The organism is Sphingomonas sp. (genome assembly GCF_035490575.1).
Lineage (GTDB): Bacteria > Pseudomonadota > Alphaproteobacteria > Sphingomonadales > Sphingomonadaceae > Sphingomonas.
The window spans coordinates 1-19,109 of record NZ_DATJLI010000165.1 but is presented as its reverse complement, the minus strand read 5'-3'; the positions used below and the strand labels follow the sequence as shown (position 1 = coordinate 19,109).

Here is a 19,109-nt window from a genome sequence, read left to right as displayed (position 1 = left end):
GTTCAGGAACAGCCTGCCGGCTTTGGCCGCAACAACGCACGACCGGCGGTGGCGCCCGTCGCTTGACTGTCATCGACCGACAACCGGCCGTTGACGAACAGCTTTTCGACACCGACGCTCAATTCGCGCGGATGCACATAATCGGCGCGCGGGGCGTATCGGGCCGGGTCGATCACCACCACATCGGCGTAAAAACCGGGCTTGAGATAGCCGCGTCGATCGAGCTTGTAGATATCCGCCGTGGCGCCGGTCGACTGGCGGATGAAATTGCGAAGGCTGATGACCTTTCGCTCGCGCACATAGCGGACATATTTTTCCGGAAAGGTCGCGAACATGCGCGGATGCCCGTTCGACCCGTCGGACGAGGTGACGACCCAGGGTTGCCGCATCAACAGATCGACATCGGCCTGCGCCATGTTGAACGAAGCGACTGACGTTCCCTTGCCCTGCTTGTCGGGATCGGTCGTCTCGATGCTCTGGCGGATGATCCTCAGCGCCGCGTCACGCGGGTCCAGCGACCATTCAGTGGCAACCTGTTCCAGCGTCTTGCCCGCCCAGGGAAAATCCTGCGCGATCAGCAGCAACGCCCTGGCCCCGCCGCGCCGCCGCATGTTGTTCTGCATTTCCCCGCGGATACGCGCCAGCATGGCGGGATCGTCCAGCCGCCTGACCAGCGCGTCGCCCCCGCCATCGACGGCCCAGCCCGGCAGCAGCGACGCGTCGAGACTGGAACCCGATGCCAGCCATGGATATTGATCGGCGGTCACGTCCTGCCCGGCCTTTCGCGCGGCTTCGATCTCGGCGATGACGGCTGCGGCCTGTCCGTGCACATCGACGCCCAGCGCCTTCAGATGCGCGAAATGCACGGACATCCCGGCCTGACGCCCGATCGCAATCGCCTCCTTCACCGACCCCAGCAGGCCGATCGTGTAGCTCGATTCGTCGCGCTGGTGCGTGTCGTAAATCCCGCCGCGCACCCCGGCCTCGCGCGCGAGGGCGACGACCTCGTCGGTTTCGGCGAAACTTTGCGGGGCATAGAACAACCCGGCGGAAAAGCCGGTCGCGCCCTCGCACATCCCCTTGGCGACCAGCGATTTCATCGTGTTCAGCGCGTTCGCGTCGGGGGCGCGGGCATCCTCCCCCAGCACGCGCTTGCGGACGGCGCCAAAGCCGATGAACGGCACGATGTTGGTGCCGATGCCGGATGCCTGCAACCGGGCCGCATCGTCGCCCACATCGGGCGTGCCATAACCGTCGACGCCGATCATCACCGTCGTCACCCCCTGGTTCAGCCATGCGGCATTGACCCGCATCGCTGCGTCGGGCGAACGCAGAAACGCATCGGCATGGGTGTGCGGGTCGATAAAGCCCGGCGCGACGATCATGCCCTTTGCATCGATGACCTGCGCGGCCGCAAAGCGTGCGTCGCGACCGACATGGACGATCCGGTCCCCTTTCAGCGCCACATCCCCGACATAGGGCTTGCCCGTGCCGCCATCATGGATCGTCCCGCCCTTGATGATGACGTCCACCCGCTCGGCCTGTCGTGCGAGGCCCGCCGTCGCGGCGGCGGCAAGCCCACCGGACAGCAACAGCATGTGCAGATGACGGGCAGTGCGTGATCGAGGCGGCATGAGCGTGGAATCCTTGCAAGATGGCGCGTGACGGCAGGATGAAGCCGTTGCGCCATGGCCGTCCAGAGCGGCATGTTGCGCCGCCTATAACCGAATGTCATACCACCGCGCGGCGCCGCTGTCCGATCACGGGGACGAACAGCAGCCACCGGGGACAACGCCGATGAACCTGCGCCAGATCGAAATTTTCCACGCCGTCTATCTGCACGGTTCGGTCAGCGCCGCCGCGCGCGCGCTGAACGTGTCGCAGCCCGCCGTGACCAAGGTGCTGCGCCATGCCGAACGCTCGATCGGCCTGCCCCTGTTCGAACGCGCCAAGGGCCGGTTGATCCCCACCCCCGACGCGCGCACGCTGTTCACCGAGGTATCGGACATTCAGGACCGGGTGCGGTCGCTGCGCCAGGCCGCGCAGAACATGCGCCACGGGCGCGGCGCGCTGCTCCGCATCTCGGCCCTCCCCTCACTGGGGCTGGGCGCCATTCCCGATACGGTCGCGCGCTTCCTTGGCGGACATGAAGACATCATGTTCGACCTACAGACGCTGCATCACGACGAAATGGTCCGCAAATTGTATGAGCGCGAGACCGATATCGCGATCAGTTTCGAAGTGCCGCTGTCTGCACCCGTCGCGCACCAGGTCATTGGAGAAGGCGAGCTGGTGGTGCTGTATCGCGAAGCCGACATGCCCGACGCCCCGGCGCGCGTGCACCTTGAGCAACTGCGCGGCCACAAGTTCATCAGCCCGGTGCAAGGCGGCCCGATCGGGCGCATCCTGTCGGGCGAGTTGAACCGGCTGGACGTGGAGCTGGACGAAGTGGTGTCGGCGCGCACCTATTACATTGCCGCCGGGCTGGTGCGCGCGGGGGTGGGCATGGCGATCGTCGACAATTTCACCGCCCATGCCGCCGCCGCGCCGGGGCTGTCGAGCCGCCCGCTGCAACCGGCGATCACCTTCGACATCAACGCCGTCTATCTTCAGAACCGGCCACCATCGAAAACCGCGTCCGAGTTTCTTGAGCTGCTGTCGGCGGTGATCGAAAAGCTATAGCATCAGGCTATAGCCTATGTGGGCCTTGCTATTGGGGCCGATCCCGCCGGAGCGATAAAGCGGATATCCCATTATCACAGGTTCGAGCCGCCATGATCGCCACGCCCTATCTCCTCTATCTCGGCCACAGCAATGATGAGATCGGGATCAAGACGTCACGGGGCCTGGCGGTGTTCCGGCCGGACATTTGCGTGGGCGAATATCGCCACGACGATTGCGGCCTGACGCTGGGCCTGCCGCGCATGGATTTCGCCACCGCCCATGCGGCGGGCGCGCGCACGCTGGTGCTGGGCATCGCCAATGCCGGCGGCCGGCTGGACGGGGAAATCGTGCGCGACGCGCTGGCCGCGATGGACGCGGGGTTCGACATCGCCGCCGGGCTGCACCAGCGACTGAATGCCGAGCCGCAACTCGCCGCCGCCGCCGCCCGGCTGGGGCGCAAGCTGCACGACGTGCGCGATCCGCGCCCCGACATTCCGGTCGGCAATGGTCAGCGGCGCGCGGGCAACCGCCTGTTGACCGTCGGCACCGATTGTTCGGTGGGCAAGATGTATACGACGCTCTGCCTGGCCCGCGCGCTGGCGACGCGCGGCGTGTCCGCCGATTTCCGGGCGACCGGCCAGACCGGCATCCTGATTGCGGGCGACGGCGTGCCGCTGGACGCCGTGGTCGCCGATTTCATTTCCGGCGCCATCGAACAGATTTCGCCCGATCGTCACGACGGCGGCTGGGACCTGATCGAGGGGCAGGGATCATTGTTCCATCCGTCCTTTGCCGGGGTATCGACCGGCCTGCTGCACGGCGCGCAGCCCGATGCGCTGGTCCTGTGTCACGATCCCCTGCGCCGGCACATGCGCGGTTTGCCCCATTACAAGCCACCCGGTATAGCCGAATGCATCGAGGCGAACCTTCAGGCCGCGCGCCTGACCAACCCCGACGTGCGGATGGTCGGCATCGCGCTCAACACCTCCGCCATGGAAGAGGCCGAAGCATTCGCCCTGTGCGCGCGCACGGCGGCGACGTTCGGTTTGCCCTGTTCGGACCCCTATCGCATGGGGGTGGACGCAATCCTCGACCGGCTGCTTGCCGCCGACGCCGCGCCCGTTCGCGCCACGGCCAATGCCTGACCCCATGCACCGCACGCTGACCGTCCTGGGAGAGGTCTTTCCCCTCGCCACGCCGTTCCGCATCTCACGCGGGGTCAAGACCGCGGCAGAGGTGGTGACGGTCACCATCGCGCAGGGTGACGTCATCGGCCGCGGCGAATGCGTCCCCTATCCCCGCTACGGCGAAAGCGTCGACAGCAGCATCGCCGCGATCGAGCGGCTGCGCCCTGCCCTGGAATCGGGCATGGGGCGGCAGGAACTGCTGGATGCGCTGTCGGCGGGTGCGGCGCGCAACGCCGTCGACTGCGCGCTGTGGGATCTGGAGCTGAAACTGGCGGGCAGCGACATCGCCGCCGCCACCGGCATCGCCCGGCCCCTGCGCCCGCTTGCGACGGCGATGACCGTCGGGCTGGATACGCCCGATGCCATGGAACGCGCCGCCGCCGTGCTTTCGCAAGTGCCGCTCATCAAGGTAAAGGTCGATCGCGGCGAACCCGCCGCCCAATTGCGCGCCGTCCGCGCCGCCGCCCCTCAGCCGCGCATGATCGTTGATCCCAATGAAAGCTGGACGATGGCTGAGGTCAGCGATCTGCAAGGGCTGATGCGCGAATTGCGGATCGACCTGCTGGAACAACCACTGCCCGCGCATGAGGATGCCGAACTTGGCGGGTTCAAGTCCGCCATTCCCATCGCGGCAGACGAATCGATCCATGTCGCCGCCGATCTGGACGGCCTGCCCGACGGATACCGCGTCGTGAACATCAAGCTGGACAAGGCCGGCGGCCTGACGGCGGCGCTGGGCCTGGCCGCCGCGGCGCGTGCACGCGGGCTGGAGGTGATGACCGGCTGCATGATCTGTTCGTCGCTTTCCATCGCCCCGGCCTGGGCGGTGGCGGCGGGCAGCGCCTTTGTCGACCTTGACGGGCCGCTATGGCTGTCGGCCGATCGGGACGGCGGCGTGACCGGCGATAACGGCCATCTGCTGCCGCCGCGTCCCGGCTTCTGGGGCGGGATATAGTGGCCGCATTCGCCCGCCGCTGGTTCGCGGTCCCGCTGTGGCAGCGCGTGCTGGCGGGGCTGGTCGTCGGCGTGGCGATCGGCCTGTTCGCGCCCGGTGTCGCGCCCTGGATCGCCTTTGTCGGTGAACTGTTCGTCCGGCTGATCCGGATGCTGGTGGTGCCGATCGTGTTCGTCTCGATCGCGGCGGGCGTGACCGCGCTCGGCGATCCGCGCCGCCTGGGATCGGTCGGCGGGCGAACCGTCGCGCTGTTCGCCTTCACGACCGCGTGCGCGGTGTCGGTGGGCATGGCGCTGGCGCTGCTGCTCGAACCCGGCAGCGGCGCGATGTTGGGCAATGCGGTGCCCCATGCACTGGGCGAGCCGAAATCGCTGCACGACCAGTTGATCGGCATCGTCCCCGTCAACATCGTCCAGTCGCTGGCCGAAGGGGACATGCTGGCGATCATCTTCTTCGCCATCCTGTTCGGCTTCGGCGTCATCCTGGCCGGGGACGAAGGCCGCCCGATGGCGACGATCCTCGCATCTGCCGGGCGCGTGCTGTTTCATCTGGTCCGTATCGTCATGGAATTCACGCCGTTCGGCGTGCTGGCGCTGATCGCCAAGGCGGTGGCCGACAATGGCGTGGCGGTGTTCACCAATATCGGCTGGCTGGCGCTGTGCGTCGTGCTGGGCGTGGTGGTGCAGATGGCGCTGGTCCACCTGCCGCTGATCCGGCTGGTCGCGCGCCTGTCGATCCGCCGGTTCTTTCGCGCCGCCGCCGATCCGCTGCTGGTGGCATTCTCCACGGCATCTTCCGCCGCGACATTGCCCGTCGCGCTGCGCGTCGCGCAGGAACGGCTGCGGATCGACACCGCCATCGCCTCCACCGTTCTGCCGATCGGCGCCAGCATCGGCAAGGACGGCACCGCCATGTATGTCGGGCTTATCAGCGTGTTCAGCCTTCAGGCGCTGGGCATCGCGGCTGACCCGGCAATGCTGGCGATCATGCTGCTGACCGGATCGCTGGCGGCGTTCGGCACCGCGCCGATCCCGTCGGCATCGCTGTTCATGCTGGCCGCCGTGCTGTCCGCCGTGGGCGTGTCGCCGGAGCAGACGGCGCTGGTCGTCGGCCTGATCCTGCCCTTCGACCGGCTGCTCGACATGACGCGCACGGTTGCCAGCGCCAGTGCCAACCTGACCGTTACCGCCGTCGTCGCGCGCCGCGAAGGCGCGATCGGCCCGCTTTAGCCGAACAGCCGCGCGACGCTTCGCTCCAGCATCAAGAGCTGCCACAGCGTCCGACCATGATCGGCGCGGCCCAGTCGATGATCGCGCGCCAGTCCCTCGATCGCGACGGGTTCGAACCAGGTCGACAGGATGGGTGATCGCGCCAGCGCCAGCGCTTCGTCCGCCAGCGGCCCTTTGAACCACGCACTGACCGGCGTCACGAACCCCATTTTGGGTCGATACAGGATGTCGCGCGGCAGCCATGGCTCCATCGCCTTTTTCATCAGCCATTTGCCCTGACCGGCGCGGATCCGCATCGACGCGGGCAGCGTGGCGGCAAACTCGACCAGCCGGTGGTCGAGCAGCGGCTCACGCGCCTCAAGGCTGACGGCCATGCTGGTGCGATCGATCTTGGTCAGGATGTCGCCGGGCAGCCAGTGCTTGAAATCGGCATATTGCGCCGCGTCCAGTCCGTCGCGTCCCGGCGCTGCGCGCATCGTGCGCCAGTAACGCAGCTCGGCGGCATGGTCGCCCAGGCTTCGCATCATCGCATCGTTATACAGCCGCGCGCGCAATTCAGGCCGGGTGACGCCGACGCCCTTGGCATAGGCGGTGGCGCCGTCCTCCGCCAATGCCAGCAATGTCGTCTTGGCCCGCAACACGCGCGGCGCCCAGTCCGCCTTGGGATAAACGCGACCCAGCGCGCCGGCCGTGCGGCGCAGCGGCGCAGGCATCATGCCGCGCACCCGCTCCTCCCCGGCGTGAAAGCGATAGCGGCGATAACCGGCCATCGCCTCGTCCGCGCCGTCGCCCGACAGCGCGACCGTCACCTGCTCACGCGCCAGTTCACTCACCCGGTAGGTGGCAAGCGCGGACGCATCGGCAAACGGCTCGTCAAACGCCGCGACCAGCGTGTCGATCAGGGCGAAATCATCCGCCGCGACGACCCGCTCCCGGTGGTCGGTCGCGAAACGCGCGGCGATGGCGTTGGCATAAGCGCGCTCGTCATGCCCCGCTTCGTCGAAGCCAATCGTGCAGGTCCGGACCGCGCGCTTCGACGCCTCCGCCATCAGCGCGACGACGGCGGAGCTGTCGACCCCGCCGGACAGGAACGCGCCCAGCGGCACGTCGGCGACCATGCGCGAACGCACCCCCGCGCGCAGCCGGTCGGTCAGTTCCGCCGCCAGATCGGCGGCGCTGCCGGTCGCGCGGTTGGAGAAATCAATGTCCCACCACTGGCGCGGCGCCGGCACGTCGCGGCCGCGCTCGATCAACAGGAAATGCCCGGCGGGCAGCTTGCGGACCCCGGCGACGATACAGGCATCGTCGGGGACATAGCCCAGCCCCATGAAATCCTCGATCGCGTGCGGGTCGAGTTCACGGCGCAGCAGCGGGTGCGCCAGCAGCCCCTTTAACTCGCTGGAAAAGGCAATCGCGCCGTCGGCCAGCTCGACATAATGAAGCGGCTTCACGCCCATGCGGTCGCGCGCCAGGAACAGCGACTGGCGATCGCCGTCGTGCAGCGCAAAGGCGAACATGCCGTTCAGCCGCGCCAGCATGTCCGGTCCCCATGCCCGCCAGCCGTGCAGCAGCACTTCGGTATCGCTGTCGGTCGCGAACCGCGCGCCCTTGCCCTCCAGTTCGTCGCGCAGTTCCGCGAAATTATAGATTTCGCCGTTGAAACTGACCGTCAGCGCGCCGTCCGCCATCGGTTGCCGCCCGCCGCCCAGGTCGATGATCGACAAGCGGCGATGACCCAGCCCCACGCCGGGGGCGGTCCACGCGCCCGATCCGTCTGGCCCGCGATGCGCCATCGCCTCACACATCTGCGCGATGCGCTGGGGATCGACGGGTTTTGGCGTGCCGGGGTAGAACAGCCCCGCAATGCCGCACATTCGCTATCGCCGTCCGGCGGCGCGGTCGGCGACGGCTTCGACCGGGCCGAGCGCCGACAGGAAGCGGGTCAACGTCGTGCGGGTATCCGCGCCCTCCCCCTTTTCGGTCGAGGCGAGCACCGCCACCGCCGCCTGTTCCCCGCCCAGCATCTTCACGCGCAACGTCTCCAGCTTCACCCGTTTGGGATCGCCACTCAGGATAGAGCCGATCCGTATCCACGTCACCGTCTCGCGCTCGGGCCCGCCGGGATGCACCATGCGAAGCGCCGAACCGCCGTCCAGCGGGGGCAGGTCGGCGACGCGCAGCCAATCGCCATCGGCGACAATTGCGCCGATATCGAAACCCACGATCTCCTTGCCCTCGCGCTGGGTGGCCTGCACGGCAATGGCCAGGTCCACGGTCTCGCCCGTGTCATCGGCATATCGGCCAATGACGAAATGATCCGCACCGGGATAGCTGGGCGTCCAGGGCGCCTGGGCTGCCACATCCACGCGGCGCCAGCCGGGGATTTGAGGCAGTTCGACGCGGGCCGGCAACGGCGCTTCCCGCGCCGCGATGACGTGCGCCCAACCGGCCGCCGCAACCATCGCGAGCAGCGCGGCCCCCGCCACCGGCAGCGGCGCGGCAATGAAACGGAGGCGATGCTGCAACCGGGCGGGATCGAACCACGGCGTATCCACGTCGCGATCGAACCACGGCCAGGCCAGCGCCATCACCAGCGCCATCACCGCGGCAAAGAAGAACCAGCCATAGACGATATGGTCGAACCCGGTCGCCGCCTCGACCGATGTCAGGTGCGCGGCATAAATGGTGCCCCATGCGCGCACCCCGTTCGCCAGCACCGGCATCGCCACGGCAAAGGCCACAAAGGCAAGGCGCCGCTTCCAGCCGATGAAGCAGACATTGGCCGCCAGCACCGCAAAGGCCAGCATCGCCAGCACGAACCGCGCGCCCGAACATTCCTCCGCCACTTCGAAAACGCCGTCGGGGGTCAGGATCAGCACGCCGTCATATATGGCGGGCACGCGCGTCAGGTCGAGAAGCGGCATCACCTGACGCACCGTCAGATCCTGTAGCGGCGCCTCGATCGACTGACCAAAGGGGACGAGGAAGAACAGCCAGGCCAGCGGAAACGTCAGCGCGCGCGCCACGTTTGGGCCAAGCACCACGACGACCGCGCCTTGCAACATCAAAACCAGCGCCAGATGCCGCACCACCGCGACCCCCGCCGCAGCGCCGATCACCCACAACAGCCCCGCGCCCCCGACCAGCGCCAGCCCCGGCCACCATCCGTCGGGCGGCACCTGCGCCAGCTCGACGCGGCGCTGCCACACCAGCCAGCCGAACACCGGCAGCACCAGCAGGCAATGGCCGAACGTCTCGGAGTTCCAGTAAATCGCGGCCAGGTCCGCCACATCGCGGTGGAACAGAAACAGGATCGCGAGCCACAGGCCCGCCGCCACCGCCGCGTGTCGCCGCCATTCGACGCCGAACGGGATCGCCAGCGCCGTTCCCGCCGGATGCGCCGCGCTGCTCATGCCGCCGCGCTTTCGGGTTGCGCGAGCAACGTATCGAGCGCCGCGAGCCGCGCGGCCCAGCCATAGCGCGCCTGCACCCGCGCGCGTGCCGACTGGCCCAACGCAGCCGCGCGATCGGGGTTCGACAGCAGGTCGGCGATCGCGCGGTCAAATCCCGCCGCGTCACCGGCAACGCAAAGCGTGCCTTGATGGTCGATACCCTGCGCGGCGGGCGCCGATGCGACCACCGGCCGCGCCATCGCCATCGCCTCAAGCACCTTGTTCTGCACCCCGCGCGCGGTCTTGAGCGGCGCGACCACGATCTGCGCTGCGGCCAGCCACGGCCGGACATCGGCGACTTCGCCCGTCACCCGCACATCGTCACCGGCCAGTGCCAGCACCTCATGCGAGGGCGCGCGACCGACGATGTTGAACGGCGCGCTCACCCCCGCCGCGCGCAGCCGGGGCAGCACGTCGCGGACGAAATCCGTCACTGCCTCGACATTGGGCGGATAGTCCATCTGGCCGGTGAACACGATGCCGGGTGTCGCGCCCGCACGGTCGAAGGATGCGTGGGGATCGAAGAACACGGTGTCGATGCCGTTTTCCACCACTTGCGGGCGCGCAAACCCGGTCATCTCCGTGAACAGCCGCGCTTCGGCTTCGCTGACAAACAGGCTGGCATCGGCACGCTCAGCCACCCGACGCTCGAACCGCGACAGCAACCGCGCCTCACGCGCGAACATCCACGCCATCGGCGGCGATTTCCGCCCGGCATAGGCCGCGAATTTGGCGCTATCCACGTCGCAGAAATCCATGACGATCCGCGCGGACCTGTCAGCGGGCAGATATTGCGCCATCTGGCCGGAAAAAACGAAGATCGTGTCGATCGCGCCCGTCGCCAGCAGCGCGCGGACCCGGCCTGACAACCCGACGTCGGCAAAGGCGGTCAGCGAAACAGGGCGACCCGATGCAAGCGCTTCGATCGCCGCGCGCCACTGCGGCTTGTGCCGCCACGCGACATGGTGACTGGCGCAGACGCCCGACAGCACGGCATTGTGGCCAAGGTCGCGGGGATCGTCGGCAAAGGTGACGAGGTGAACCGGCCCGCGCGCGGCCAGATGCTTCAACAGGTTCCAGCCGCGGATCTTGTCCCCCCGGTCAGGGGGATAGGGCACGCGGTGCGCCAGAAACAACGTCGCCATCACCCCAGCCCACGCGCGATATGCGGCCCAATCAGGTTGGCGACCGGCAGCGGCAGCTTTTTCCACAATTCGGTCTTGCGCGCATATTTGGGGTCCAGCGGATTGAAGGTGCGCGGCGCGGCGCCATCCAGTGTCCGCCGCCAATAGGTCAGCGGTCGTGCGGGATAGCCCAGATTCTTCTTGAACGCCGCCGGACCAGTCCCCGCCTTTGACCGGCCCAGGTCCAGCCGCCGGCATCCCCGGTCGATCGCGTGGCAGGCATAGGCGTAGAACATGCGCTCATTCGCCCGCAGCGTCCGCGCGTCGCGAACCCCGCCGCCCCAGAAGGGAAACATCGTGCCCCCCCAGTAGACGCTCAGCGTCGACGCGACGGCGCGATCGCCATGCCACACGGTCAGAATGTCGGCGCGGTCGCCCAGTTCGTCCAGCATCGCCGCGAACAGTGCGCGCGGAAACACCGGCGTGCCCAGGTTGCGAACCGATTCGGCATAGGCGCGGTAATGCGCCGCCCGGTCGCGCGGGGCGCTGCCGGTGGTGACGGTCAGGTCAAGGCCCAGCGCGCGCCGCACTTCCGCCCGCTGCTTGCGCGGGATCGCGGCCAGTTCGGTGTCATGGTCGGCGGTCAGCTCGCGCGCGAACGCCAGATAGGTCGTATCGTCGGCATACCAGCCCTCGCCCCGCACCGCACCGCCACGCAGCTCTAACGTCTGCGCGCCCAGCCGCTGGGCCAGCGCCCAGCCCGCTGCCTCCAGCGCGTCATGAGCCGCATCGTCATCGGCCAGGATACCGCCATCGACCGCGAAACCTACCGACGACAGCGAATGACCGACCACCGGGGAACGGATATCGGTCAGCGGCAAGACGCCCGCAATGCCCCCGGCACGTTGGGCGATCATGTAATGGCTGCGCTGCCCGGTGCCGCGCGTGACGGCCCGGCTCCACCCCGGCAGGTGGAACGGCGTCGATCGCGGTTGCTCGACCAGATACGCCTCGATCCGCGCCGCGTCGCGCGGGTCGGCCGGATCGGCCTCGCGAACGATGGAGTCGGTCACGAAAGCCGCGCTGCCTGGGCCGCCACGACGGCGTCGGCCCGGTCCCAGCGATAGGCCTTGCACAGTCGCGACAGCTTGCCCGCCATCGCGCCCAGCCGGCTGTAATGGCGGATGCGCGATTTCAATGGCGCGGCGCGAACGCGCGGTTGGCCGGGGTCGATTTCCCAAGGGTGGAAATAAAAGATCGCCGGATCGCCGCCCGAATTGGCATCCTCGACCGCCCGAGCGACGACCCGCGACGGCAGCAGCCGGAAGAACCCGCCCCCCGCCGTGACTTCGCGGCTCAGCACCCGCGCGACGCTGACCGGCAACTCGATCAGGTCGCTGCCCGTCACCGGGCGAAAGGCGCGACGTGGCGCGCCCGGCCAGCCATAATGATCGTGCACCAGCGGCGCGATCGAGGAGGAATAGGCATAGCCCGCTTCGGCCAGCACCGGGTGCGCCCATGGCGTGCGCGTGTCGATCGAGAAATTGGGGGCGCGATACCCCGTCACGGGCTGCCCGCCGGCATCCTCCAGCGCGGCGCGCGCGCGCGCCAGATCGTCACGGAATTGATCGGCGGTCATCGTGAACACGCGCAGATGATCCCAGCCATGGCTGGCGACCTCATGTCCCGCGTCGGCGATGCGCCGGATCAGCGCGGGGTGGTGGTGTGCGACCCAGCCCAGCGTAAAGAACGTTGCCCGCACACCCGCATCGGCGAACAGCGCCAGCACTGCATCGGTATTGGCCTCGACCCGGTGCTGATGTTTCGGCCAGTCGGCGCGATCGATCACCTGCTCGAACGCGCCGACCTGAAACCAGTCCTCGACATCGACCGACATGACGTTGGCGACGCCGTTCGGCACCGGCGCGCCGTGCGGATGGCGGTCGTGAAACATGTGCCCAGTCCCCGTCAGGCCGCCGAGCCGCGCAGCACCGTCTTGTCATTATGCGTGTCGCCCTCGACCCAGTCGACCAGCAGGGTCAGCACCCGGCGCAGCGCCGCGTCCTGTTCCTCCAGCCGCGCTTCCAGCTCCGCCACACGGCGTTCCAACTGCGCGTCGGTCGCGATGGGCTGCGACGGCGGCGGCGGCGGACCTTCGGGGCGGATCGGGCGGGCGACATCCAGCGGGCGGACCACCGGCTCCGCCAGCGGTGCGGGCGGCGCCATGTCGGCGTCGAGTTCGCCGGTGACGTGCGCCACATCATCGCCGCCGAACCGCTCGACTCCCTCCATCGCGCCGTGCAGCATCAGCCGCGCGGCAAGCTGGTTCAACCGGCGCGGCAGACCGCCCGACCAGTCGTGCATCGCCCCGATCGCGTCCTCGCCAAACGACGGCGTGCCGTCCCATCCGACCACCTTCAGCCGGTGCGCCAGATATGGCTCGACTTCCTCGCGACCCATCGGTTCCAGATGGTGCATCGCGATCACCCGCTGGCGCAGTTGCTCAAGGCTACCCGCGCCGTGCAGGACGTGGCGGAACTCGGGCTGGCCGAGCAGGAAGATCTGGAGCAGCGGATACCCTCCCGCCTGGAAGTTGGAGAGCATCCGCAGCTCCTCCAGGCTTTCGACCGGCAGCGACTGCGCCTCGTCGACGATCAGCAGCGTGCGCTTGCCGCTACGGGCGACGGCATGTAGCCCGCGCTCGATCGCGGTAAGCAATTGCGCCTTGGGCTGGTTCGACGCGATGCCGAGGCCCGCGGCGACCAGGCCCAGCAGGTCGGCGGCATCGACCTGGGTCGACACGATCTGGATGACGTGCAGCCGGTCGCGATCGATGCGGCCCATCAGATGGCCGACCAGCGTCGTCTTGCCCGCGCCCGGATCGCCGGTGATGACGATGAAGCCCTCACCCTGCGCCAGACCATAGCCCAGATACGCCATCGCCTTTCGGTGGGTGGCGGTATCGAACCAGAAATCGGGGTCGGGGGTCAGCTGAAATGGCCGACCGGTCAGTCCGTAATGTGTCTCGTACATGTTCCGCGCCCCCGTCAGAAGCGATAGCCAAGGCCGAGCAGCGCCTGTGCCACCACATCGGCGTCGGTAAGCGCCTGATCGGAGACATAGACACCTGCTGACGCGAGCGCGTTCAGCCGGCCGAAATTGCGATAATAGGCACCCGTGGCGCCGGCGCCGCGCGCCTCGAAATTGCCGAGACCCGCCTGATACCAGTTATAGAAAACATCCCCCGTCAGGCCTGAATCGGCATCGAGCTGGCGGCTGGCAAAGGCCTGAACGTAATAGCTTTCGTCCTCCAGCCCCGTGATCTGGACACCCGGTGACTGGTCGGGCGCCAGGAAGCGGCGATTGGCGTAGCCCGCGCCGAAGCCATAGCGCCACCAGCCGCGATTGGCGGCAAAGATCGCGTCGATGCCGCGCGCGCGGTAATTGGCGGTCGTCACCGACTGGAACACCGAATTGAGGCATCCGCCGGTCGCGCCGCCCTGCGACCCGAAGATGCAGCCATTATAATTGCTGCCGGTGCCGCCGAACGGATTGTTGAAGCTGGTCGGCAGCGCCGCCAGCCCGTCGCCCAACTGCCGGCCAAAGCTCTGCACGCTGTCATAGACGACGACCTGCAACCCTTCCCGATCGCTCATCGCCCAGGAAAAATTGCCGGTGCCGCTGAAGCTGCCGTAACGCTCGCCCAGCCGCACTTCCAGCGTCGTGCGCGGACTTGGCCGCCAGATGACGCCCGCGTCATAGAATACGCCGTCAATGTCATAGGCCAGCCGCACCGGCGAGTCGGGGTCGGTGACGAAACGGCCATTGCCATCGGTCACGACATTGCCGTCGGCGTCGACCAGTGCGTCGCGCTGGCTGATGCGGATATTCTCATATCCCACGCCCGCCGTCAGCGCGAGCGTCGGCGACACCGGCTGGATCAGGTCGACGCGGCCATAATAGCCCTCGTAATTCTGGTCGAGCTGCCCAGCATCCTCGCGCTCATACAGGCCCGACAGCGTGATGCCGAACGGGGCATAGGTGCCCGCGCGCGTCGCCAGGCTACCGGTGACGAGGTGGCTAAGCGAATCATTATACAGGTCCAGCCGCTCGCCCGGCAGCACGCCCAGGCCCGAATCGGGCGTCTCGACCTTGGTGTAACCGATACGATAGGCCGCGTTCAGGGAGAACTGGTCGATCTGCTGCTGGACGGTCGGGCCACCATAAACGGCATAGACCTGCGAGATATTAGCGACGTTGCCGCGCAGCAGGCCCGGCGCCGCGCCGCGAATGTCGCTGCGCGCGCGCGTGGCGATGCCGCCGAACTCGAACCCGATTCCGGGTGCCAGTTGCGCGCTGGCAATCGCGATGCCGCTGTGCACGTCGGTATCGTCAAGCTGGTCGTCCCACGCGAACCGATGTTCGTAGCGATAGCTGAACTGCGCCTGCACCCGCCGCGTCTGGACCGTGCCGTCGACGCCGGCCTGCAACGAGGTATAGGTCAGCACATCGTCGCTGTTGGACAGACCCGCGACCAATGACTGTTCGGCATAGAGATAGGGCGAGATCGCCACGCGCCGCCCCGGCCCGCCGCCGGTATCGCGCACGCCCGCCTCGTCGCCGCCCGATGGCGGCAGCGCATCCTGCGCCATTGCCGGGGCAGTCCCCGTCGCCAGCGCCGTCGCCGCGAGGAACCACAGCCTTTTCACGCCGCGCCGCCCTGAACATAATAATCGCCGTAACGATTGCCGCCGGGGCGCAGCGATACCGCGTTGAGCAGCAACTGCACTGACGCGCATCCGTCGAGCAGTGCCACCGCATCACGCACATCGGTCTCGGTCGTGCGATCGGCGCGCACCACCAGCATCACCTGTCCGACCAGCCCGGCGAGCACGCCCGCCGGGCTTGCCGCCAGCGCGGGCGGCGAATCGAACACGACGATGCGGCGGGCGTCAGCCCGCGCCAGTCCGGCGATCACGTCGCGCGCGCGTTCGGATGCAAGCAGTTCAGTGTCGTCATTGCCCCGCGTCCCTGCGCGCAGCACCTGAAGGTTGGGGATGTCGGTATCCAGCACCAGCGATTCTACATTCTGCATTGGATCGGAAATCGCATCGAGCAGGCCCGGACCATCCTCCAGGCCCAGCACGCGCGGCAGGCCGGGCTTGGCGACATCGGCATCGACCAGCAGCACGTCGACATCGCGCTCGGCAGCAAGGCTGAGCGCAAGGTTGGTGGCGCAGAACGTCTTGCCGTCGCCCGGCCGCGCCGAGCAGACGAGGATCGAGCGCGCAAGCGCCGGCCGGTCGGCAGCGATCGCGCGGATGTTGGTCAGCAGCTGGCGCTTCACCAGCCGGAACTCCTCAGCCAGCGACGTGACCGGCGCACCAGGCACCAGCATCCCCTGTTCGATCAGGCGGTCGCGGTCGATCGACACGCGTTCGCGCACGACCGGCGCGGCGAATGCGGTTTCGGCACCGGCATCGACCGGCGGCTCCGGCGTCATTGGCGGCAGCGGATCGTGGCGCGGCCCGGTCATGGGCGGCGGCGGCGCATAATCGAACCAGTCGCTGGCCCGCTCAAGCAGCGAGGCACGCGGGGGGCGGTTCGGGTCGGCGGCAGTCATTCGCTTGATCTCCGTCACGCCACCAGGCCACGCTGGAGGAACTCGATACCCATCAGCAGCACAAAAGCCCCCATCAGCGCCCCGGCACCGCCCGCAAACAGCTTGAGCTGACGACGGCGCGCGATGTGAGTCGCGTCGGCGACGACTTCGCCGACACCGCCCAGCACCGGCATCCCGCTGGCCTTTTCCAGCCGCTGCACGGTCGGATAGGTGGTCTGGAGCTTGGACAGACCCCACGCGCCCGCCGCACCGCCGCCCAGCCCGGCGATCAATACGCCGAACAGCAACAGCGGGCGGTTGGGCGCCGCCGGGGTGCGCGGGCTGGTCGGCGGATCGATGACGGTGATCTTGACCGCATCGGTCTGGTTGTTGGCCTGTGCACGGATGCTGACCTGCTCGCGGCTGGCCAGCAGCTTGTCATACTGGTCCTTGAGGACCAGGTAATCGCGGTCGATCGAGGCAAGTTCGGCGGCGACGCCTGGCTGCGCGCCCATCGTGTCGCCCAGCCGGGCCAGATCGGCCTCAAGCTGCGCCTTGCGCTGGGTCAGCGCCGCGACCTGCGCCGCGCGGTCGGCCTGCATCGAGCGCAGGCTGAGATATAGCGGATTGGGCGTGCCGCCATCGCCGCCCGCCATCGGCTCGCCACGCGCAGCGGCCTGCGCGATCTGAAGCTGATTCTTGAGCGCGATCACGTCGGGATGGCTGTCGGTCCAGCCGCGCCCGCGCGCTTCGGCAAGCTGCCCCTGGATCGTGGCGAGGCGTGCGCGAGCAGGTCCCATCGCGGCGCCCGCGGTGCCGGGCAGCGATGGCTGCGTGCCGGCCATCTGGCCATTGACCGCCGCCAGACCCGATTGGGCGGCGGCCAGGTCCGAATTGACCTGTGCCAGTTGCGCGCGCGCGGCGCCCGCCCGATCCTCGATGCTGCCGGTGCCGGGCAGCGAACCCATGTAACGCGTCTGGAACTCGGCCTTCTTGGCCTCGGCTTCCTGCAACTGGCGCTGACGCGCGGCGATCTGTTCGTCGAGGAAGCGCAGGCTCTGGCTGTTCTCGTCGCGCGTATCGGCCAGATTGGCCTCGACAAAGATGTCGATCAGCTTCTGCACCACTTCGCGCGCCAGCCGCGCATTGGCGGCGTCCGACGCGCCGCCACCGGCGATCGTCGCCGACAATTCGAAAATGTTGGCATCGGCCTGCGCGGTGATCTTGATCGCCTTTTGCAGCATCGCCACGCGGTCGGCGACATCGCGGTCGGTGGCGACGGTGTTGGCCAGCGACGTGCCGCGCACGACCTTTTCCAGATTCACCGCCGACAGCAATGTCTGGCGAACCCGGTCGATATCGCGCTGCTGGTCGGCCTGGCTCATCAGATTGTCCTGCCCCGGCAAGACGTTGCGAAGCTGAACCGACACACGCGCCGACGACAGATACTGGTTCGGGATCTGCGACACGACCAGCCAGCCCGCCAGGCAGATCGCCCATGCGATCGCCAGCGCCAGCCAGCGCCGCCGCCAGACGGCGTGCAAAGCGACGCGGATCTCGTCGTAAATGGCGTCCATCAGAACATGCTCTGCGGAATGATGATGACATCGCCCGGCTCCAGCCGGACATTGGCGCTCGTATCGCCGTCCTTGAGCAAGCTGCCGATCCGCACGGCGAACTCGACCTGCTTACCGGTTTCGCGGTCGAACCGCACCAGTCGCGCACGGTTGCCTGACGCATATTGGGACAGTCCGCCAACCGCGATCATCGCGTCGAGCAGCGTCATGTTCGCGCGATAGGGCAGCGACGCGGGCTTCTCGGTCGCGCCGACGATCCGCACCTGCTGGCTGAACGTGCCCGAAAACTGGTCGACGATGACCGATACGATCGGGTCCTTGATATATTCGCCCAGCGCGATCTTCATGTCGTCGGCCAGCATCGACGGCGTCTTGCCGACCGCAGGCATGTCGGCGATCAGCGGCGTGGTGATGCGACCATCGGGGCGGACCTGGACCTTGGCCGACAATTCGGGATTGCGCCAGACGAAGATCTGGAGCGAATCAAGCGGACCGATCACATATTCCTCGCCCGGCCCTTCCTTGCTGGCGACGAATTGCGCGGGCGGCAGTTCGGGACGGCTGGTTCCCGTGCAGCCGCTGACCAGCACCGCCGCACTCCCCAGCATCAGCGCCGTCCTGGACTTCACGCGAACCTTCATCCGACACCCTCCCTGGTCGCAAGGGGCGGCGAGCGGAGGCACGCCGGACCCTGCGGAAACCGGGACGCTATGCGCGGTTAGAGGTTAAATTAACGTTCAGCCTGCGAACCGGCCGTCAGCGCAAAGCGCAGCGGCGGGCGGTCAGAGCGCGGCCAGCGCCCGCTCCACGCCGTCCATCGTGAACGGCTTGGCCAGCACCGGGCGCGATGTGTGACCCGGCGCCAGCGTGTCGCCACCCGTTGCCAGCACGAACGGAATGTCGGCGGCGGCCAGCGCGTCGGCGACCGGCCAGCTTTTCTCCCCGCCGCGCAGGTTGACGTCAAGGATCGCGGCGTCGATGCCGCCGGCAGCCACCCGGTCAAGCGCACTTGCGACGGTTTCGACGGTTCCTGCCACCTGTTTGCCGAGTGCGTCGAGGAAATCCTCAAGCATCATGGCGATCAGGGGTTCGTCCTCGACGATGAGGATGCGCTGGGCTTCGGTCATTCCGGCTCCATAAGCACGCCGCGCGCGCGGCGCCAAGCCCCTCAATCGCCGCCCAGCACCGCGCGCGCGGCCTCCGCAAGCTGTTGAACCGAAAAGGGCTTGGGCAGGAACGCCACATTTTCCAGGTCGATCGAGCGCCTGAGCTGTTCCTCGGCATAGCCCGACATGAACAGGATCGGCAGGGCGGGATAA

16 protein-coding genes are annotated in these 19,109 nt (G+C 67.8%); 4 read left to right on the top strand and 12 right to left on the bottom strand.

Features of this window, described 5'->3' with window-relative positions; translation table 11 throughout:
• Positions 1–2: 2 nt before the first annotated feature.
• On the bottom strand, positions 3–1,634 hold the full coding sequence (locus VL973_RS12530) for an N-acyl-D-amino-acid deacylase family protein (RefSeq protein WP_414712243.1): 1,632 nt from the start codon (positions 1,632–1,634) through the stop codon (positions 3–5).
• Between the two features lie 163 nt (positions 1,635–1,797).
• Here VL973_RS12530 and VL973_RS12525 point away from each other — a divergent pair, with 163 nt between their 5' ends.
• From VL973_RS12525 to VL973_RS12510, 4 genes are all read left to right on the top strand, one after another.
• Complete coding sequence (locus VL973_RS12525) at positions 1,798–2,682, top strand: LysR family transcriptional regulator (protein ID WP_325284361.1); 885 nt, start codon at positions 1,798–1,800, stop codon at positions 2,680–2,682.
• A gap of 92 nt (positions 2,683–2,774) precedes the next feature.
• Positions 2,775–3,809, top strand: coding sequence for an N-acetyltransferase DgcN (gene dgcN / locus VL973_RS12520; RefSeq protein ID WP_325284360.1), 1,035 nt, complete (start codon positions 2,775–2,777; stop codon positions 3,807–3,809).
• A 4-nt stretch (positions 3,810–3,813) separates the two neighbouring features.
• Positions 3,814–4,806 (top strand): N-acetyl-D-Glu racemase DgcA, encoded by a 993-nt coding sequence (gene dgcA, locus VL973_RS12515; RefSeq protein ID WP_325284359.1) that lies wholly within the window; start codon positions 3,814–3,816, stop codon positions 4,804–4,806.
• Positions 4,806–6,035 carry a dicarboxylate/amino acid:cation symporter gene (locus VL973_RS12510; RefSeq protein WP_325284358.1) on the top strand — a complete coding sequence of 410 codons (1,230 nt, stop codon included), beginning with the start codon at positions 4,806–4,808 and terminating at the stop codon, positions 6,033–6,035. The genes dgcA and VL973_RS12510 overlap by 1 nt, the downstream gene beginning before the upstream one ends.
• Here VL973_RS12510 and VL973_RS12505 read toward each other — a convergent pair.
• The 11 genes from VL973_RS12505 to VL973_RS12455 all read right to left on the bottom strand — a co-directional run bounded on the left by VL973_RS12505 (position 6,032) and on the right by VL973_RS12455 (position 18,917).
• Positions 6,032–7,909 (bottom strand): XrtA/PEP-CTERM system amidotransferase, encoded by a 1,878-nt coding sequence (locus tag VL973_RS12505; RefSeq protein WP_325284357.1) that lies wholly within the window; start codon positions 7,907–7,909, stop codon positions 6,032–6,034. The genes VL973_RS12510 and VL973_RS12505 overlap by 4 nt on opposite strands.
• Positions 7,910–7,912: 3 nt before the next feature.
• Complete coding sequence (xrtA, locus tag VL973_RS12500) at positions 7,913–9,448, bottom strand: exosortase A (RefSeq protein WP_325284356.1); 1,536 nt, start codon at positions 9,446–9,448, stop codon at positions 7,913–7,915.
• Positions 9,445–10,632, bottom strand: coding sequence for a TIGR03087 family PEP-CTERM/XrtA system glycosyltransferase (locus VL973_RS12495; RefSeq protein WP_325284355.1), 1,188 nt, complete (start codon positions 10,630–10,632; stop codon positions 9,445–9,447). The genes xrtA and VL973_RS12495 overlap by 4 nt, the downstream gene beginning before the upstream one ends.
• Positions 10,632–11,684 carry a FemAB family XrtA/PEP-CTERM system-associated protein gene (locus VL973_RS12490; RefSeq protein WP_325284354.1) on the bottom strand — a complete coding sequence of 351 codons (1,053 nt, stop codon included), beginning with the start codon at positions 11,682–11,684 and terminating at the stop codon, positions 10,632–10,634. The genes VL973_RS12495 and VL973_RS12490 overlap by 1 nt, the downstream gene beginning before the upstream one ends.
• Positions 11,681–12,565, bottom strand: a complete 885-nt coding sequence (locus tag VL973_RS12485; RefSeq protein WP_325284353.1) for an XrtA system polysaccharide deacetylase — start codon at positions 12,563–12,565, stop codon at positions 11,681–11,683. Before VL973_RS12485 ends, VL973_RS12490 begins: the two co-directional genes overlap by 4 nt.
• A gap of 14 nt (positions 12,566–12,579) precedes the next feature.
• Positions 12,580–13,644, bottom strand: a complete 1,065-nt coding sequence (locus tag VL973_RS12480) for an AAA family ATPase (protein WP_325284352.1) — start codon at positions 13,642–13,644, stop codon at positions 12,580–12,582.
• A gap of 14 nt (positions 13,645–13,658) precedes the next feature.
• The gene (locus tag VL973_RS12475; RefSeq protein WP_325284351.1) at positions 13,659–15,320 is read right to left on the bottom strand and encodes a hypothetical protein; all 1,662 of its coding nucleotides are present in this window, start codon (positions 15,318–15,320) and stop codon (positions 13,659–13,661) included.
• Complete coding sequence (locus VL973_RS12470; RefSeq protein WP_325284350.1) at positions 15,317–16,234, bottom strand: P-loop NTPase; 918 nt, start codon at positions 16,232–16,234, stop codon at positions 15,317–15,319. The genes VL973_RS12475 and VL973_RS12470 overlap by 4 nt, the downstream gene beginning before the upstream one ends.
• A 14-nt stretch (positions 16,235–16,248) precedes the next feature.
• Positions 16,249–17,790 carry an XrtA system polysaccharide chain length determinant gene (locus VL973_RS12465; RefSeq protein ID WP_325284349.1) on the bottom strand — a complete coding sequence of 514 codons (1,542 nt, stop codon included), beginning with the start codon at positions 17,788–17,790 and terminating at the stop codon, positions 16,249–16,251.
• A complete protein-coding gene (locus VL973_RS12460; protein WP_414712244.1) occupies positions 17,790–18,398 on the bottom strand; it encodes an XrtA/PEP-CTERM system exopolysaccharide export protein in 609 nt (202 codons plus the stop codon). The genes VL973_RS12465 and VL973_RS12460 overlap by 1 nt, the downstream gene beginning before the upstream one ends.
• Before the next feature lie 174 nt (positions 18,399–18,572).
• The gene (locus VL973_RS12455; protein ID WP_325284347.1) at positions 18,573–18,917 is read right to left on the bottom strand and encodes a response regulator; all 345 of its coding nucleotides are present in this window, start codon (positions 18,915–18,917) and stop codon (positions 18,573–18,575) included.
• Between the last annotated feature and the right edge of the window lie 192 nt (positions 18,918–19,109).

What these genes read in the sequence shown, in the direction of transcription:
- VL973_RS12530 (WP_414712243.1), bottom strand. Translation starts at nt 1,634, where the DNA reads ATGCCGCCTCGATCACGCACTGCCCGTCATCTGCACATGCTGTTGCTG.
- VL973_RS12525 (WP_325284361.1), top strand. Translation starts at nt 1,798, where the DNA reads ATGAACCTGCGCCAGATCGAAATTTTCCACGCCGTCTATCTGCACGGT.
- dgcN (WP_325284360.1), top strand. Translation starts at nt 2,775, where the DNA reads ATGATCGCCACGCCCTATCTCCTCTATCTCGGCCACAGCAATGATGAG.
- dgcA (WP_325284359.1), top strand. Translation starts at nt 3,814, where the DNA reads ATGCACCGCACGCTGACCGTCCTGGGAGAGGTCTTTCCCCTCGCCACG.
- VL973_RS12505 (WP_325284357.1), bottom strand. Translation starts at nt 7,909, where the DNA reads ATGTGCGGCATTGCGGGGCTGTTCTACCCCGGCACGCCAAAACCCGTC.
- xrtA (WP_325284356.1), bottom strand. Translation starts at nt 9,448, where the DNA reads ATGAGCAGCGCGGCGCATCCGGCGGGAACGGCGCTGGCGATCCCGTTC.
- VL973_RS12495 (WP_325284355.1), bottom strand. Translation starts at nt 10,632, where the DNA reads ATGGCGACGTTGTTTCTGGCGCACCGCGTGCCCTATCCCCCTGACCGG.
- VL973_RS12485 (WP_325284353.1), bottom strand. Translation starts at nt 12,565, where the DNA reads ATGTTTCACGACCGCCATCCGCACGGCGCGCCGGTGCCGAACGGCGTC.
- VL973_RS12480 (WP_325284352.1), bottom strand. Translation starts at nt 13,644, where the DNA reads ATGTACGAGACACATTACGGACTGACCGGTCGGCCATTTCAGCTGACC.
- VL973_RS12470 (WP_325284350.1), bottom strand. Translation starts at nt 16,234, where the DNA reads ATGACTGCCGCCGACCCGAACCGCCCCCCGCGTGCCTCGCTGCTTGAG.
- VL973_RS12465 (WP_325284349.1), bottom strand. Translation starts at nt 17,790, where the DNA reads ATGGACGCCATTTACGACGAGATCCGCGTCGCTTTGCACGCCGTCTGG.
- VL973_RS12460 (WP_414712244.1), bottom strand. Translation starts at nt 18,398, where the DNA reads ATGCTGGGGAGTGCGGCGGTGCTGGTCAGCGGCTGCACGGGAACCAGC.
- VL973_RS12455 (WP_325284347.1), bottom strand. Translation starts at nt 18,917, where the DNA reads ATGACCGAAGCCCAGCGCATCCTCATCGTCGAGGACGAACCCCTGATC.